The organism is Nonomuraea basaltis (genome assembly GCF_005893125.1).
Taxonomy (GTDB): Bacteria; Actinomycetota; Actinomycetes; order Streptosporangiales; family Streptosporangiaceae; genus Nonomuraea; species Nonomuraea basaltis.
In genome coordinates this window covers 40,226-56,477 of record NZ_VCJS01000007.1, presented here as the reverse complement: position 1 = coordinate 56,477, position 16,252 = coordinate 40,226, and the positions used below count along the sequence as shown (strand labels likewise).

Genomic DNA, 16,252 nt, shown 5'->3' with positions numbered 1-16,252 from the left:
CCGCGAGGGAGTGCCGTCGCCCGGAGGAGCGGCGGGAGCGTAGCGACCAGAGCGGGGCCGCGAGGGAGTGCCGTCGTCTGGAGGAGCGGCGGGAGCGAAGCGACCAGAGCGGGGGAAGGCGGCGGCATATGACGACCGAGCCGCCGAACGCAGTGAGGCCATGAACACAGCTAGGAGGCCGGATGCTCGACATCGAAGGGCTCGTCGTCCGCTATGGAGCGCGAGAGCCGGTACTTCACGGAGTGAGTCTCGAGGTCGCCGAGGCCGGCGTGGTCGCGCTGCTCGGCGCCAACGGTGCGGGCAAGACCTCCCTCATGCGCGCCGTTTCCGGCACGTTGCCGTTACACGGAGGGTCGGTCGCCGCCGGGTCGATCCGCTTCCTGGGGCAGGAGTTCGCCGGAGCGAACCCGGCGGCCGTCGTGACCGGCGGGCTCGTACAGGTCCCCGAGGGGCGGCACGTGTTCGGCGCGCTCACCGTGGACGAGAACCTCGACGCGGGCGCCATCACCGTCCGGTCCCGCGAGACCCGGACGCGCACCCGCGGTCAGGTGTTCGAGATGTTCCCCCGGCTGGCCGAGCGGCGCCGGCAGCGCGCCGGCACGCTGTCCGGCGGCGAGCAGCAGATGCTGGCCATCGCCCGCGCGCTGATGTCCCAGCCGAAGCTGCTGCTCCTCGACGAGCCCTCGCTCGGCTTGGCGCCGCTGCTGGTGAAACAGATCGGCGAGACCGTGCGCGAGATCAGCCGCGACGGCGTGCCCGTGCTGCTGGTGGAGCAGAACGCGGCGATGGCGCTGTCCGTCGCCCACCGGGCGTACGTCCTGGAACTGGGCCGGGTCGTGCTGAGCGGACCGGCCGAGGAGCTGTCCCGCAGCGACGAGGTACGCCGGCTCTACCTGGGCGAGGACGACACCGAAGACGCGGCAAGAGACCTGGCCGTGCCCGAGCTGGCCCGGTGGACGGCATGAGCCCGCCCCGCCTGACGGTGGACGAGGTGACCGTGGCGTTCAGCGGCCTGCTGGCCCTGGACGCGGTGTCGTTCACCGTCGAGCCGGGCACGGTGCACGCGGTCATCGGCCCCAACGGAGCCGGGAAGTCGTCGCTGCTCAACGCGCTGTGCGGGATCTACCCCGTGACCGGCGGGCGCATCCTGCTCGACGAGCACGAGGTGACCCGGCTACGGCCGGACCGGGTCGCGGCGCTGGGGGTCGGCAGGACCTTCCAGAACATCGTCGTCTCGCCGCAGGAGTCGGTGCTGGACAACCTGATGGTGGGGCGGCACCGGCTGACCCGCGCCGGCCTGGTCACGACCGCGTTGTGGCTCGGCCGCCGCGAGCAGCGCCGCCACGAGGCGCGGGCACGGGAGATCGCCGAGTTCGTCGGCCTCTCGGCGCGGCTGGACACCACCGCGGGACGGCTGCCCTTCGGCGACCTCAAGCGCCTGGAGTTCGCCAGAGCGCTCTGCCTGGAGCCGCGCCTGCTCATCCTCGACGAGCCGGTCGCCGGCCTGAACACCACGGAGAGCCGGGAGCTGGGGCAGCTCGTCCTCGCGGCGCGCAGGGCCCTCGACCTCACCGTGGTCTTCGTGGAGCACGACATGGGCGTGGTCATGTCGATCGCCGACCGCATCACGGTGCTCGACTTCGGCAAGGTCGTCGCCGAGGGCGCGCCCGCCGAGGTGCGCCGGGACCCGACCGTGGTCAGCGCCTACCTGGGCGCGCCGGAGGAACCCCGGACCGGCCGAGAGGCAGAGAGGACGCCGCAATGACCCGGCTGCTGGAGCTGCTCGTCAACGGTGTGTCCCTGGGCCTGCTGTACGCGCTCATCACGCTCGGGTTCGTCATCGTCTTCAAGGCCACCCGGGTGGTCAACTTCGCGCACGCGTCGTTCCTGCTGCTCGGCGTGTACGTGGTCGCGGCCATGCAGCCCCGGATCGGGTTCGCCGCGGCGGCGGTGCTCGGGCTCGCCGTCGCCGGCCTGCTCGCGCTGGCGACCGAACGGCTGCTGCTGGCCCGCATCGACCGGCACAACCACCACGCGATGTCGATCCTCACGATCGGCCTGAACGTCGTGCTGGCCGCCGAGCTGACCCGCCGCCTCGGGGAACACGTACTGCCGCTGGGCGCGCCATGGGACGGTCACGTGGTCCACCTCGGGCCGCTGACCCTGCCGCTCACGGTCGTCATCACCGTGGTCGCCGTGCCGCTGCTGATCGGCGGCCTCACCGCACTGCTCACGCTGACCGGCTGGGGGCTGGCGATGCGCGCCTCCATCGCCGACGCCGAGGGCGCGGCGCTGGTGGGAATCCGCCTGCGCCGCGTCTCCGCCACCGCCTGGGCGCTGGCCGGGCTGCTGGCCACCCTGGCCGGCATCGGCCTGGCCTCGTTCCCCAGCCCCGGCGTCAGCGTGAGCATGGAGGCGGTCGCGATCGCCGCCTTCCCCGCGGCCATCATCGGCGGGTTCGACTCGCTCGGCGGGGCCATCGCCGGTGGCCTCATCGTCGGGGTCGTCCAGGTGCTCGTGGCCGGCCACCAGGACTCGCTCGCCTTCCTAGGACTCGGCGTCGGCGACGTCGTGGCCTACCTCGTGATGATCGTCGTCCTGCTGTGGCGGCCGTCAGGACTGTTCGGGTCGAAGGAGTTCAGCCGTGTCTGACGACACCATCGCGCCTGCCCGCCCCACTACCTCCCGGACGCGGCCGGCCGTAGCGCCCGCCCGGACGCTGCCGCGCCGGCTACTGGGCGCCGCGGTCCTGGTCGCCGCGATCGTCGTGGCGCTGGCGCTGCCGCTGTACGTGGACGCGTTCTGGCTGCGCATCGGCCTGTTCGCGATGGCCGCGGCGGTCGGGGCGCTCGGCCTGACCATCCTGTTCGGCGCGGCTGGACAGTTGTCGCTCGGCCACGCGTTCTTCGTCGCCGTCGGCACGTACGGGTACGCGTTCCTCGCCGGCGGCGACAGCGGCCATCTGACGGGCCTGGGCCTGCCCCCGCTCGTGGCGGCCGTGCTCGCGACCCTGCTCGCCGGACTGTGCGGCCTGCTGTTCAGCCCGGTCGCCAGCCGCCTGCGCGGCATCTATCTCGGGATCGCCTCGCTCGGCCTGGTCTACCTCGGCCACCACCTGCTGCTCAACCTGCGGCCGGTGACCGGAGGCTACGACGGGCGCTCCGTCACGCCGTTCGCGCTGGGCGAGTTCGCCTTCTCCGACGCCGCGGGCCTCGTCGTGCTCGGCGTTCCGTTCGGGGCCGTGGAGAACCTCTGGTACCTCTTCCTGGCGGTCACCGTCGCCGCGACCCTGGTGGCCCGCAACGTGCTGCGGGGCCGGCCGGGCCGGGCGTTCCGGCTCATGCGCGACAGCGAGGTGGGCGCCGCCATGATGGGCGTGCGGGTCCAGCGCACCAAGGCGGCCGCGTTCGTCCTGTCCTCGATGTACGCCGGTGTCGCCGGCGTGCTGACGGCGCTGGCGTTCCAGCGCGCCGTCCCCGACTACTTCGACCTCCACCTCTCCATCGACTTCCTCGTGATGATCATCCTCGGCGGTCTCGGCTCGACGTCCGGCGCGATCGTCGGCGCGACGTTCGTGATCGCGCTGCCGATCGTCCTGGCCAGGTACGCGGACGTGCTGCCGCTCGTCGCGGGCCCCGGCCAGGACGGGCTCGAGGCGTCCATCGCCGCGCAGTTCGTGTACGGCGCGCTCGTCGTGGTCGTCATGCTCACCCAGCCCGGCGGGCTGCGCGCGATGGTGCACGCCCTCCGGGACCGGCTCAGGCCGGCTGTCCGCTGATCCATCCCACCCCCCAGGAAACACGCCAGGAGAACCACATGAACCGGTCTCGTCCGCGCGTCCTCACCGCGGCCGCCCTCGCACTCACCCTGTCCGTCACCAGTTGCTCGACCAAGGCCGCCACGTCCTCGGACGGCGCCGCCGCCCCGGGAGTCAGCGACTCCACCATCAAGCTCGGCATGCTGGTGGACCTGTCAGGGGCGTTCGCCACGTCCGGCAAGACCAGCAACACCGCCGGCCAGTTCGCCGTCGACGAGATCAACGCGGCGGGCGGCGTGTGCGGGAGGAAGATCGAGCTGGTCGTCCGGGACCACGGGTACGACGTGCAGAAGGCGGTCACGGCCTACGACGAGGTCGCACCGCAGGTCCTCGGATTCCTCAACGTCTACGGCTCGGCGATCACCTCGGCGCTGCGGGACAAGATCTCGGCGAACGACATGCTGGTCGGTCTGACGGCGTTCGCGCCCACCCTGCTCGGCGACCCGCATCTCATCGTGGTCGGCTCCACGTACGACATCCAGGCGATCAACAGCATCGACTGGATGTCGCGTGAGGGCATGCTGAAGAAGGGCGACACTCTCGGGCACATCTACCTGCAGGGCGAGATCGGCGAGACCAGCCTGCGGGGCAGCACGTACGCGACCGAGCAGCTGGGGCTGAAGCTGGTGGGGCAGCAGATCAAGCCGACCGACGCCGACCTCAGCAGCCAGGTGAACGCGATGAAGGCGGCCGGCGTCAAGGCGATCCTGATGGACTCCACGGCGAAGCAGGCCGCGGCACTGGCCAGCGCCACCCAGGCCGCCGGGCTGGACGTGCCGATCATGGGCGGCGTCGCGTCGTTCAGCACCAGCCTGCTGTCGACGGCGGCCGCGCCCGCGCTGCTCGAGCGGTACCACCGGGTGTCGGGCGTCGGGCTGATCAGCGATGACGCGCCCGCGGTGCAGAAGCTCGCCGGCAAGTGGAAGGCCAAGTTCGGCGCGGAGCAGCCCGAATCGGGCGGCGCGATCGTGCTCGCCTACGAGACGACCCATCTGTGGGCGAAGATCATCAGCGGTACGTGCGACGACCTGACGCGCAAGGGCCTGCTCGCCGCCCGCGCCAAGGTGACCAGCTTCAGCATGGACGGGCTTGGGCCGGCGCTGGACCTGTCCGACCCGGGGCAGCCGACCTCGCGGGCGAGCCAGATACACCGCCCCGACAAGGACGCCTACGCCGGCATGAAGCTCCTCGAGGACTTCAAGGTGTCCGACCTCGCCAAGCAGTATCAGGTGAAGGCGGGGTAGCCCCCGGCCGGGCGGCGCCCCGGCCGGCGCGGATGATCTGACGTTCAATCTCTGGAATAGGATGTGGTAATGGCGACACGCGGCACGACCGATGCGGCGGATCGGCCGCCTCGGGCGGTGGCCAGGGGAGACGGGCTCGCCGCGATCATGCGGTCGGCACGCGAGATCTTCGCCGAGCGCGGCTACCACGGCGCGTCGATCAGAGACATCGCCAAGGGCGCGGGGCTGAGCCTGTCGGTCCTGTACTACTACCACACCGGCAAGCAGGAGCTGCTCCACGCGCTGCTGGAGGACGCGCTCGACGACTGCTGCCGCGGCTGCGAGACGGCGCTGGCCACCGCCGGGGACGATCCGGCGGCGCGGCTGGGCGCCTTCGTGCGGGCCACGGTGGAGTACCGGGTGCGGCGCCAGGTGGACAGCCTGCTCGCGCTGCGCGAGCTCCGCAACCTGGAGCCGGAGCGGCTGGAGCGGTTCGTCGAGCGGCGCGACGCGCTGCCCAAGCTGCTGCTCGAGATCATCGACGACGGCGTGGCGCGCGGCGTCTTCGCCACGCCCTACCCCGACGAGGCGCAGCGGGCGATCCTGGCGATGTGCAACGCGATCGCCCAGTGGTACCAGCCGTCCGGTGACCTGAGCGTCACCGAGCTGGCGGAGCGGTACGTCCACCTTTCGCTCACGCTGGTGCAGCACCACGTGCCCGCCGCGAAGGCGCCGGCCACCCGCAAGCCGCGGGCCAAGAGCCGGTAGCACCCCCGCGAGCCGGATCCTGGCGGGTCCGGCTCGCGCCCCTTGCTTAACGATCGTTCGACAAGCTGGCCAGAGGAGAAGTGATGCGACGCACCGTCTTCGACGAGGACCATGAGGCGTTCCGGGCGACCGTCCGCGATTTCCTCGCCCGCGAGGTCGTCCCGGTCTTCCCGGAGTGGGAGAAGGCGGGTGCCGCGCCCCGCGACTTCTACCGGCTGCTGGGCAAGCTGGGCGTCCTCGGCCTGCAGGTGCCCGAGGAGTACGGGGGTGGTGGCCAGCGCGGTTTCAAGTTCAACGCCGTGGTGAACGAGGAGCTGGCGCGGGCGAAGCTGGGCCTCGGCACGGTACGGGTGCACACCGACATCGTGCTGCCGTACCTGTTGCGGTACGCCGACGCCGAGCAGCGGCGGCGCTGGCTGCCCGGGGTGGCCGATGGCGAGCTGATGACGGCGATCGCGATGACGGAGCCGGGCACCGGGTCCGACCTCGCCGGCATCACCACGACCGCGGTCCGCGACGGAGACCATTACGTGCTCAACGGGGCCAAGACCTTCATCACCGGCGCCGTCAACGCCGACCTCGTGCTCGTCGTCGCCCGCACGTCCGCGCCGCCGCCGGACGACCGCCGGGCCGGGCTGAGCATCCTCGTCGTCGAGGCGGCCACGCCCGGTTTCTCGGTGGGCCGCAACCTGGCGAAGCTCGGGCTCAAGGCGCAGGACACCGCCGAGCTGGCCTTCGACGGCGTCCGCGTGCCGGCGGCCAACCTGCTGGGCGAGGAGGGCCGCGGGTTCGAGTACCTCGGGCACAACCTCGCGCAGGAGCGGCTGTCCATCGCGGTGAACGCGCAGGCGGCCGCGGCGGCGGCGCTGGAGCTCACCCTCGGGTACGTGGCCGAGCGGAACGTCTTCGGCAAGCCGCTGTCCGGGTTCCAGAACACCAAGTTCGTGCTCGCCGAGTGCGCGACCGACGTGGAGGCGGGTCAGGCGCTGGTCGACCGGGCACTGGAGGAGCACGACGCCGGCGGGCTGAGCGCGGCCGACGCGGCCAAGGTGAAGCTCTTCTGCACCGAGCTGCAGTCCCGCGTCGTGGACAAGTGCCTGCAGCTGCACGGAGGCTACGGGTACGTGCTGGATTATCCGATCGCCCGCATGTACGCAGACGCCAGGGTCACCCGCATCTACGGTGGCACCAGCGAGGTCATGAAGAGCATCATCGCCAAGTCCATCGGCCTATGAGGCGGTGACGCGGCCCCCCAGTGACCAAGGAGTTCCGAGATGAGCACAGTGCTGACCGAATTCGCCGACGGCGTCGCGGTCATGACCATCAACCGGCCGGAGGCGCGTAACGCGGTGGACCTGGAGACGACGAAGGCGCTCGCCGCCGCGATCGACGAGTTCGAGTCGCGGCCCGAGCTGCTGGTCGGGATCCTCACCGGCGCGGGCGGCACCTTCTGCTCCGGCATGGACCTGAAGGCGTTCGCGCGCGGCGAGAAGCCCGCGCTGCCGGGGCGCGGCTTCGCCGGCATCACCGAGCGGCCTCCGGCGAAACCGCTGATCGCGGCGGTCGAGGGGTGGGCCGCCGCGGGTGGCTGCGAGCTGGCGCTGGCCGCCGATCTCGTGGTCGCGGCCAAGGACGCCCGGTTCAGCCTGCCCGAGGTCAAGCGGGGCCTGATCGCGGTGGGCGGTGGCCTGTTGCGGGTGGCGAAGGCGCTGCCGTACCACCTGGCCATGGAGCTGGTGCTCACCGGCGACCCCCTCCCGGCCGCGGAGGCGCACGCGTACGGGCTGGTCAACGTCCTCACCGAGCCGGGCGGCGCGCTGGCGGGGGCGCGGTCGCTGGCCGCCCGGATCGCCGCCAACGCGCCGTTCGCGGTGCGCGCGTCCAAGCAGGTCCTGTCGTCGGCGGTGCGTTACACCGACGATGAGGCGTTCGCGGCGCAGCGGGAGGTGTGGTCGGCGGTCGAGCGGTCCGCCGACGCGCAGGAGGGCGCCCGAGCCTTCGCGGAGAAGCGGGCACCGGTCTGGCGGGACCAGTGATGAGCAAGACCGAGCTGAGGGAGCGCGCCGTCAGGGCTTGGCCAGCCGCGGGGCGATGACGCGCAGGGCGAGCACCTCGTCGGCGCCCTCGAAGATGGACAGCACCCGGGCGTCGACGAACAACCGCGAGATGCTGTACTCCTCCGCGTACCCGTAGCCGCCGTGCAACTGCTGTGCCTCCCGGGTGACCCATTCGGCCGCCCGGCAGGCGAGCTGCTTCACCTGTGCGGCCTCGAGCTGGCCGTCGCCGGCCGCCACCGCCCGTGCCGCCGCGAACGCGAAGGCGCGGCACGCGGCGATCGACGCGGCCATCCTGGCGATCTTGGTGCGGGTCAGCTGGTGGTCCGCGAGCGGCCGGCCGAAGACCGACCGCTGCCTCGCGTAGTCCACGGCCAGCTCGAGCGCCGACTGCATGACCCCGACGGCCCGGGCGGCGGTCTGCAGCCGCGCGTTGGCGAACGCCTGCATCTGCAGGTAGAAGCCGCGGCCGAGGCCGTCGTCCAGGCCGATCAGGCCGCCCGCCGGGACGCGCCAGCGGTCGAAGCCGACCTCGAACGAGTGCATGCCCCGATAGCCGAGGGTACGGATCGCGCGCCCTTCCATACTCCCGCCGCCCTCCTGGGTGAGGCGCCATTCATGACCGGCGATCGATGGCTTCTCCACCACGAAGAGCGACAGGCCACGGTGGCCGGCGGCGCGGTCCGGGTCCGTCCTGGCGAGGACCAGGAGGTAATGCGCGCGGCCGGCGAAGGTGCACCAGGTCTTGACGCCGGTCAGCAGCCAGTCGTCGCCGTCCCGGACCGCGCCGGTGGTGATCCGGGCCACGTCGGAGCCGTGGTCGGGCTCGGTCACCGCGACCGCGCACAGCCTCTCCCCCGAGGCGATCGCCGGCAGCCAGCGCCGCTTCTGCTCCTCGGTGCCGCCCCGGGCGATCGCGGTGCCGATGATCTCGGGACGCGTGATGAGCGAGCCGGCGGCGCCGAGGGAGGCCCGGGAGAGCTCCTCGGTCACCACGACCATGCCGAGCAGCTCGTCGGCTCCGCCCTCCGCGAATCCACCGTACGCGGCCGGGATCGACAGCCCGAAGCAGCCCATGTCCGCGAGCCCGTCGATGATGTCGGCGGGGATGTCCTCATTGTCGCGGTGGATCCGGTCGGCGACCGGGGCCACCCGGTCGGCGGCGAACTCGCGGAAGGCGGTGCGGACCATCCGCAGCTCGTCGGGGAGGTGCCGCGGCCCCGCCTCACGGGTGGCCATGACCCGCTCGGCCACGCGTTCCTGGAAGACCGGGTCGCGTCCCGCGGCGACGTGGGCGGCGACGCCGTCCAGCGCCGATCCGTCCACGCCCCACTGGGATTCCCTGCCGGTCATGCGGCCGGCCAGGTCCGCGGCGACGTCGGCGGCATGGAGCAGCGCCAGGTCCGCCTCCTCCTGGCCGCGCGCGCCGTAGTCGAGGAGCTCCGCGGCCGCCGCGACCGCCGACGACATCGACGCCAGATCGTAGGCGACGGCCTGGCCCTCGCCGGGCGAACGGGACGCCTTGTCGATGACGGCCCGCAGCGCCTCGACGACGGCACGGGCGCGGGCGAGATTGTGCTCCATCGCGGGTTTCCTCAGCCTTGGAGTACGAGGGTGATGGTGTCGGCGACGCAGGCGGGTTTCCGTCCCCCGTCGATCTCGATGGTGTAGCGCGTCGTCAGAGCGGGGCCCGCCGCGGTCTGACGGAGACCGGCGAAGACGGCCTGCGCCCGCAGGCGCGACCCCACGGGCACGGGCGAGGGGAAGCGGGCCTTGTCGACGCCGTAGTTGATGCGTGCCTGGCCCAAGTCGAGGCGGAAGAGCTGCCGGCCGAAGTGGGGTATGAGAGACAGGGTCAGGTATCCGTGCGCGATGGTGCGGCCGAACGGCCCGGCCGCGGCCCGTTCGGGGTCGACGTGGATCCATTGGTGGTCGCCGGTGGCGTCGGCGAAGGCGTCGATGCGCTCCTGGTCGACGACCAGCCAGTCGCCGGGGCCGAGCGGCTGGTCGAGGGCGCTCTCGAGCTCCTCCAGGGACGCGAAGACGCGCGCGGTCATGCCGTCACCCGCTCGAAGACCGCGGCCAGCCCCTGGCCTCCGCCGATGCACATGGTCTCCAGGCCGTACCGGGCCTGGCGCCGGTGCAGCTCCCGGGACAGCGTCGCGAGCATCCGCACGCCGGTCGCGCCGACCGGATGGCCGAGCGAGATGCCTGAGCCGTGGACGTTCGTGCGCGCCAGGTCGTCGTCGCCGAACTTCCACTCCCTCATGACCGCCAGCGCCTGGGCCGCGAACGCCTCGTTCAGCTCGATGAGGTCCATGTCGTTCATGGACAGTCCGGCGCGGTCCAGGGCGGCCGCGGTGGCGGGGGCCGGGCCGATGCCCATGGTGCCCGGCTCGACTCCCGCCACGGCCCACGACACGAGGCGGACCAGCGGTCGCAGGCCGAGCCGCTCGGCACGCTCGGGCGTGGTGACGACGCACATGGCGGCCGCGTCGTTCTGCCCGCTGGCGTTGCCCGCCGTGACCGTCGCCTCCGGGTCGGAGCCGAGCAGGATCGGCTTGAGCCTGCTCAGCGACTCCAGCGAGGTGTCGGCGCGCGGATGCTCGTCGGTGTCGATCACGACCTCGCCGCTCCTGGTCCTGACCGGGGTCGGGATGATCTCCTCGGCCAGGATCCCGTCGGCCTGTGCCTTGACCGCCCGCTGGTGGGACAGGAGAGCCAGCTCGTCCTGTTCCGCACGGGAGATCCCGTACGCGCGGCGCAGGTTCTCCGCCGTCTCCAGCATGCCGCCGGGGACGGGATGGCTCCTGCCGCCCGCGGTCTGCCGGGCACGCGCGAGGCCGTCGTGCATCACGATGCCGTTCCTCGCGCCCCACCGCATGTCGAGCGAGTAGAACGGGGCGTTGCTCATGCTCTCGGTGCCGCCCGCGACGACGACCTCGCAGGCCCCCGTCCGCACCTGCATGGCGGCGTAGATGACGGCCTGCAGGCCGGAGCCGCACCGGCGGTCGAGGTGCAGGCCGGGGACGGTGACGGGCAGACCGGCGTCGAGCGCGACGACCCGGCCGATCGCGGGGGCCTCGCTGGTGGCGTTGCAGTGGCCGAGGATGACGTCCTCGATCACCTCCGGCGCGATGCCGGTACGGTCGATCAGTCCCCTGAGCGCGGTCACCCCGAGGTCGACCGCCGTCAGGCTCTTGAACATCCCGCCGTAGCGGCCTATCGGGGTGCGGACGGGCTCACAAACGACCGCTTCACGCATGGCCGGTCCCTTCGAACTCGATCGTCAACGTGCTGTGGGGCTCGGGATCCGGCCCGAACAGGCCCAGGGTGTCGTCCTCGACCCGCCGGAGCCGCGCGGGCTGCCCGCAGAAGAGGGGTTTGCGGTTGCGGTGCCGCAGGCGGGAGACGCGGGCCGGGTGCCCTTCGAGGCGGAGGACCTCCGCGAGGGCGAGCGTCATCAAGGGGCCGTGCACCACCAGGCCGGGATAGCCCTCGACCCGGGTGGCGTACGGCCAGTCGTAGTGGATCCGGTGCGGGTTCGACGTCGCGGCGCTGAACCGCATCAGCAGCGTCGGGTCCGTGGCCAGATTCCAGGCCCACTCCCCCGCCCGGCTGAACGGGGCGCCCGCCGGGGCGAGGCCGGCCACCGGCTCGGCCGGGATCGTCGCGGACGCGACCGCTCCGGCTTCCCGGTAGATGAGATCCTGCCGCTCCTCGATCGCGAGCCTGTCGTCCTCGTCGTAGAGCCGGGTGGCGACGACCACGACGACCAGCCCGCCCGAGCGCCCGGACTTCTCGGTGACCGACTCCACGCGCGACTCGCGGCGGACCGTGCTCCCCACCGTCAGCGGGGCGTGGAAGGCGACCTCGCCACCGGCGAACATCCGTCGCGGCAGCTCCACCGGAGGCAGGAACGTCCCGCGCGCCGGATGGCCGTCCGCGCCCAGCGCGGACGAGCGGGGCCAGCGGGCCAGGGCGAGCCAGTGCCACAGCGGCGGCAGGACGTCTCCCGGGCCGGCCGCCGGTGTGCCGTCGTCGAACAGCGCGGACAGCGCCGCCACGGGATGGGGCTCGACGGTCTCGGTGGTGGTGACGGTGTGCGGCTCCCAGCTCACATGAACCTTCCGCCGGTCACTTCGAGCACCGTGCCGGTCATGTACGAGGACAGATCGCAGGCCAGGAACAGCGCGACATTGGCGACCTCGATCGGCTCGCCGGCGCGCCGCATCGGGATCTCGGCCAGCTTCTGGTCCCACGCCTTCTGCGGCATCGCCTCGGTCATGGCCGAGCGGATCAGGCCCGGCTGGATGACGTTGACCCGCACACCGTGGTGCGCCAGCTCCTTGGCGGCGGCCTTGGACAGGCCGACGATGCCGGCCTTGGCGGCCGAGTAGTTGGTCTGGCCGACCATGCCGACCTTCCCCGACAGCGACGAGATGTTCACGATCGCGCCGCTCCTGCGCTCGCGCATGATCGCGGCCGCCTTGCGGGTGCCGTTCCAGGTGCCCTTGAGGTGCACGTCGATGACCTGGTCGAACTGCTCCTCGGTCATCGTCCGCATGGTCGCGTCGCGAGTGATCCCGGCGTTGTTGACCATGACGTCCAGCGAGCCGAAGGCCGCCGGTGCCGTCTGGATCAGGGCGTCCATGTCGGCGGCGCTCGTGACGTCGCACCGCACCGCCCGGGCCACCGCGGGACCGCCGAGCTCCTTGGCCGCCGCCTCGGCCGCGTCCAGGTTCAGGTCGCCGAGGACGACCCGCGCGCCTTCCTTGACGAAGACCTCCGCGATGGCCAGGCCGATGCCCTGGGCACCGCCCGTGATGACCGCGATCTTACCGTTGAGCAGCATCATGTTCTCTCATGTGATGGGGTTGCGGGCGATCAACTGCGCCGCGATGACGTTGCGCTGGATCTCGTTGGTACCCTCGCCCAGGATCATCAGCGGGGCGTCACGGAAATACCGCTCGACGTCGAACTCCTTGGAGTAGCCGTACCCGCCGTGCACGCGCATCGCGTCCAGCGCCACCTGCATCGCGGCCTCGGAGGCGAACAGCTTGGCCATGCCGGCCTCCATGTCGGCGCGGCCGCCCGCGTCGAGCCGGCGGGCGGCGTCCTCGGTCAGCAGCCGCGCCGCCTGGACCTTGGTCACCATGTCGGCCAGCAGGTTGCCCACCGACTGGTGTTTCCAGATCGGCTTGCCGAACGACTCGCGTTCCTGGGCGTACCGCACCGCGTCGTCGAGCGCCGCCTGGGCCACGCCGACCGCGCGCGCGGCCACCTGGATCCTGCCGACCTCGAGGCCACGCATCATGTGCGTCCACCCCTTGCCCGGCTCGCCGCCGAGCACGGCGGACGCGGGAACCCTCATCCGGTCGAAGACGAGCTCGCACGCCTCGACCCCGCGGTAGCCGAGCTTGGGCAGGTTCTTGGAGACGGTCAGGCCCTCACCGGGCTCGACGAGGAGCACGCTCATGCCCTTGTGCGCGGGTGCCGCGCCGGGGTCGGTCAGGCACAGCAGGCCGATCAGGCCCGAGTGCCGGGCGTTGGAGATCCAGGTCTTCGACCCCGTGATCACCAGGTCTCCTCCGTCGGTGACCGCCTGCGTGCGCATGGCCTGCAGGTCGCTGCCGCCGCCCGGCTCGGTGAGCGCCATCGTCGCCCGGATCGTGCCGTCGGCCATCAACGGCAGGTAGCGTTCCCGCTGCTCCCGGGTGCCGAACGTGCTGATCAAATAGGTGATCACGGAGTGCCCGCCGATGGCGCCGGCGAGGCTCATCCAGCCGCGGGACAGCTCTTCGGTCACGCGGGCGAAGCAGGCCGCGCTGACCTCCACGCCGCCGTAGCCGGAGGGGACCAGCAGGCCGAAGAAGCCCAGCTTCTTCATCTCCTCGATGAACTCGGCGGGGTACTTGTCCACCGCCTCGTAGTCCCGCACCCGCGGCCGCACCCGCTCGTCGACGAATTCGCCGGCCAGGGCGACGATCTCCCGCTCGTCCTCGGTCAGTGCGCTCATGCTTGCTCTCCGCTCATTCCACGTCCTCGAACGTCCGGATGACGCCGTTCTTCCTCAGCGTCGCGAGGTCCTGGGCGGACAGTCCGAGCTCGGCCCGCAGCACCTCGCCGGTGTGCCGGCCCACCGGCGGCGACGCCACCGGTGGCGACTGCTCGCCGTCCATCACCACGGGTGATCCGGGCGCCCAGTGGCTGCCTGCCCCGGGCTGCTCGATCTCCGCCATCAGCGGGCTCTCGCGCAGCAGGCGCGCGTCGTCGGCGGCGAGCTCGGCGAAGCTCCGGTACGCCGACCACAGCACGCGGGCGGTCCGCAGGGCCTCCTCCGCCTCGGCACGGGTACGGGTCTGGAACCAGCCGGCGAGCAGCTCGCCGAGCAGCTTGCGGTGCCGATAGCGCTCCGACTCCTCGTCGAAGTCCGCCCCCAGCGCGGCGGCCAGCGCGCGGACCGCGTCGGTGAGGCCGGTCGCGGCGAGGAGGCCCCGCCAGTGCCGGGCGGTGAGCGCGACGATCATCAGCCGCCCGCCGTCGGCGGTGGTGAAGTCGCGGCCGAAGGTGCCGTAGACGTAGTTGCCGGTGCGTTCCCTGGGCGTGCCGCTCAGTTGCGCTTCGGCGAGGTAGCCGAGGTTTCCCGCGGTCGCCAGGGCGACGTCCTCCAGCGCGACCCGCACCTGCTGCCCCTCCCCCGTGAGCAGGCGGTGCCGCTCCGCGGCCAGCAGCCCGATCGCCAGGTAGAGCCCGGCGGCGACGTCCCAGGCGGGCACCAGGCTGTTCACCGGCTGCGCCGCGTCCTCGGGGCCGGTCAGCAGGGGGAATCCGGTGGCCGCCTGGACGGTGTAGTCCACCGCGGGTTCGCCGTCCCGGCGGCCGGTGAGCAGCACGTGGATCACGTCGGGGCGGCGCGCCCGCAACGCCTTGAAGGTCAGCTCCGGGTACCGCTCGGAGTTGCTGATCACGATCCCGCCGCCGCTGACGATCAGGTCGGCGACGAGCCGTCGTCCCTGTTCGGAGGACAGGTCCACCTCGATCGCGCGCTTGCCTTTGTTCAGCCCTGACCAGTACAGGCTCGTTCCGCTCTCGGCCAGCGGCCAGCGGGTGCGGTCCACCGCCCCGCCGATCGGCTCGACCCTGATCACGTCGGCGCCCAGCTGGGCCAGCGTCATCCCGCTCAGCGGGGTCGCCACATAGCTCGAGACCTCGACGATCCGCATGCCGCGCAGCGGTTGCGTCATCGGCCGGTCCTGAGCAGTTGCTTGGCGATGATGACCTTCTGCACCTCGCTGGTGCCCTCGTACAGCCGGAACAGGCGGGCGTCGCGGTAGAACCGCTCGACCGGCACCGTCCGCATGTAGCCCATACCGCCGTGGATCTGGACGGCGCGGTCGGCCACCCGGCCGACCATCTCGGAGCAGAAGAGCTTCGCGCACGACGGCGCCATGCGGCGGTCGCTGCCGTCGTCGTACGACTTCGCCGCCTCCAGCACCAGCGCCCGGCCGGCCATGACCTCGGTCTGGGAGTCCGCGAGCATCGCCTGCACCTGCTGGAACTCCGCGATGGGACGCCCGCCCTGCCGGCTCGCCGCGGCATGGTTGACGCTCTCCTCGACCAGCCGCTGGCCGAGCCCGACGCAGATGGCCGCGATGTGCAGCCGGCCGCGGGCCAGCGAGCGCATGGCGGCCGCGAAGCCCTCGCCCTCGGCCCCGCCGACCAGCGCGGACTCGGGCACGAAGACGTCGTCGAGGAACACCTCGGCGGTGTGCGCGCCGCGCTGTCCCATCTTCTCGTCGTTGGGGCCGACGGTGAGCCCTTCTGCGCCGGACTCGACCACGAAGACGGAGATGCCCTTGGTGCCCTCGGTGTCGGCGTTCGTCCTGGCGAAGACCATGAACAGGTCGGCGCGGTCGGCGTTGGTGATGAACCGCTTCTGGCCGGTGAGCCGGAAGCCGCCCTCGGCCCGGACCGCCCGGGTGCGCAGGCCGCTCGGGTCCGAGCCCGCCTCGGACTCGGTCAGGGCGAAGGAGGCGATCTTGTCACCGGCGGCCAGGTCCGGCAGGTAGTGCCGCTTCTGCTCGTCGGTGCCGAAGTTCACCAGCACCTGGCCGGCGATGCCGTTGTTGGTGCCGAGCATCGAGCGGAAGGCCGGAGCGGTGTAGCCGAGCTCCATCGCCAGCCGGACGTCCTCACTCATCGAGAACCCGAGGCCGCCGTACTCCTCTGGCAGGGCGTAGCCGAAGAGCCCCATGGCGGCCGCCTTCGCGCGGATGACCTCGGGGATCTCGTCGGTCTGCTCGATGACGTCTTCGGCGGGCACGACCTCCTTGCGCACGAAGGTGCGCACGGCGGCGAGCACCGCCTGGAACGCTTCGGTCTCCACT

At 72.0% G+C, this 16,252-nt stretch carries 16 protein-coding genes; 8 read left to right on the top strand and 8 right to left on the bottom strand.

Annotated features, from left to right (window positions below):
- The first annotated feature begins 182 nt into the window (after window positions 1-182).
- The 8 genes from EJK15_RS04970 (at window position 183) to EJK15_RS04935 (ending at window position 7,844) form a co-directional block, all read left to right on the top strand.
- Window positions 183-965 (top strand): ABC transporter ATP-binding protein, encoded by a 783-nt coding sequence (locus EJK15_RS04970; protein ID WP_138709168.1) that lies wholly within the window; start codon window positions 183-185, stop codon window positions 963-965.
- Window positions 962-1,765 (top strand): ABC transporter ATP-binding protein, encoded by an 804-nt coding sequence (locus EJK15_RS04965; RefSeq protein WP_138709167.1) that lies wholly within the window; start codon window positions 962-964, stop codon window positions 1,763-1,765. Before EJK15_RS04970 ends, EJK15_RS04965 begins: the two co-directional genes overlap by 4 nt.
- A complete protein-coding gene (locus EJK15_RS04960; protein WP_138709166.1) occupies window positions 1,762-2,652 on the top strand; it encodes a branched-chain amino acid ABC transporter permease in 891 nt (296 codons plus the stop codon). The genes EJK15_RS04965 and EJK15_RS04960 overlap by 4 nt, the downstream gene beginning before the upstream one ends.
- Window positions 2,645-3,778 (top strand): branched-chain amino acid ABC transporter permease, encoded by a 1,134-nt coding sequence (locus EJK15_RS04955; protein ID WP_240776777.1) that lies wholly within the window; start codon window positions 2,645-2,647, stop codon window positions 3,776-3,778. Before EJK15_RS04960 ends, EJK15_RS04955 begins: the two co-directional genes overlap by 8 nt.
- Window positions 3,779-3,816: 38 nt before the next feature.
- Window positions 3,817-5,061: an ABC transporter substrate-binding protein gene (locus EJK15_RS04950; RefSeq protein WP_138709165.1), complete on the top strand. Its 1,245-nt coding sequence runs from the start codon at window positions 3,817-3,819 to the stop codon at window positions 5,059-5,061.
- A 69-nt stretch (window positions 5,062-5,130) separates the two neighbouring features.
- Window positions 5,131-5,808, top strand: a complete 678-nt coding sequence (locus EJK15_RS04945; RefSeq protein ID WP_138709164.1) for a TetR/AcrR family transcriptional regulator — start codon at window positions 5,131-5,133, stop codon at window positions 5,806-5,808.
- Between the two features lie 83 nt (window positions 5,809-5,891).
- Entirely contained in the window at window positions 5,892-7,043 is a 1,152-nt protein-coding gene (locus EJK15_RS04940) for an acyl-CoA dehydrogenase family protein (RefSeq protein WP_138709163.1), read from the top strand.
- A gap of 39 nt (window positions 7,044-7,082) precedes the next feature.
- Window positions 7,083-7,844: a crotonase/enoyl-CoA hydratase family protein gene (locus EJK15_RS04935; RefSeq protein WP_138709162.1), complete on the top strand. Its 762-nt coding sequence runs from the start codon at window positions 7,083-7,085 to the stop codon at window positions 7,842-7,844.
- Window positions 7,845-7,874: 30 nt separating this feature from the next.
- Here EJK15_RS04935 and EJK15_RS04930 read toward each other — a convergent pair whose 3' ends face one another.
- Genes EJK15_RS04930 through EJK15_RS04895 form a run of 8 tightly spaced genes read right to left on the bottom strand, consistent with a single transcriptional unit; the run spans window position 7,875 to window position 16,251 of the window.
- On the bottom strand, window positions 7,875-9,446 hold the full coding sequence (locus EJK15_RS04930; RefSeq protein ID WP_138709161.1) for an acyl-CoA dehydrogenase family protein: 1,572 nt from the start codon (window positions 9,444-9,446) through the stop codon (window positions 7,875-7,877).
- A gap of 11 nt (window positions 9,447-9,457) precedes the next feature.
- Window positions 9,458-9,919 carry a MaoC family dehydratase gene (locus tag EJK15_RS04925; RefSeq protein WP_138709160.1) on the bottom strand — a complete coding sequence of 154 codons (462 nt, stop codon included), beginning with the start codon at window positions 9,917-9,919 and terminating at the stop codon, window positions 9,458-9,460.
- Window positions 9,916-11,127 (bottom strand): acetyl-CoA C-acetyltransferase, encoded by a 1,212-nt coding sequence (locus EJK15_RS04920; RefSeq protein ID WP_138709159.1) that lies wholly within the window; start codon window positions 11,125-11,127, stop codon window positions 9,916-9,918. The genes EJK15_RS04925 and EJK15_RS04920 overlap by 4 nt, the downstream gene beginning before the upstream one ends.
- Window positions 11,120-11,983 (bottom strand): HTD2 family dehydratase, encoded by an 864-nt coding sequence (locus EJK15_RS04915; RefSeq protein ID WP_138709158.1) that lies wholly within the window; start codon window positions 11,981-11,983, stop codon window positions 11,120-11,122. The genes EJK15_RS04920 and EJK15_RS04915 overlap by 8 nt, the downstream gene beginning before the upstream one ends.
- Entirely contained in the window at window positions 11,980-12,720 is a 741-nt protein-coding gene (fabG, locus tag EJK15_RS04910; protein ID WP_138709157.1) for a 3-oxoacyl-ACP reductase FabG, read from the bottom strand. Before fabG ends, EJK15_RS04915 begins: the two co-directional genes overlap by 4 nt.
- A 6-nt stretch (window positions 12,721-12,726) precedes the next feature.
- Complete coding sequence (locus EJK15_RS04905) at window positions 12,727-13,881, bottom strand: acyl-CoA dehydrogenase family protein (RefSeq protein WP_138709156.1); 1,155 nt, start codon at window positions 13,879-13,881, stop codon at window positions 12,727-12,729.
- A gap of 13 nt (window positions 13,882-13,894) precedes the next feature.
- Window positions 13,895-15,109: a CoA transferase gene (locus tag EJK15_RS04900; RefSeq protein ID WP_138709155.1), complete on the bottom strand. Its 1,215-nt coding sequence runs from the start codon at window positions 15,107-15,109 to the stop codon at window positions 13,895-13,897.
- The gene (locus EJK15_RS04895; RefSeq protein WP_138709154.1) at window positions 15,106-16,251 is read right to left on the bottom strand and encodes an acyl-CoA dehydrogenase family protein; all 1,146 of its coding nucleotides are present in this window, start codon (window positions 16,249-16,251) and stop codon (window positions 15,106-15,108) included. The genes EJK15_RS04900 and EJK15_RS04895 overlap by 4 nt, the downstream gene beginning before the upstream one ends.
- Window position 16,252: the final 1 nt, after the last annotated feature.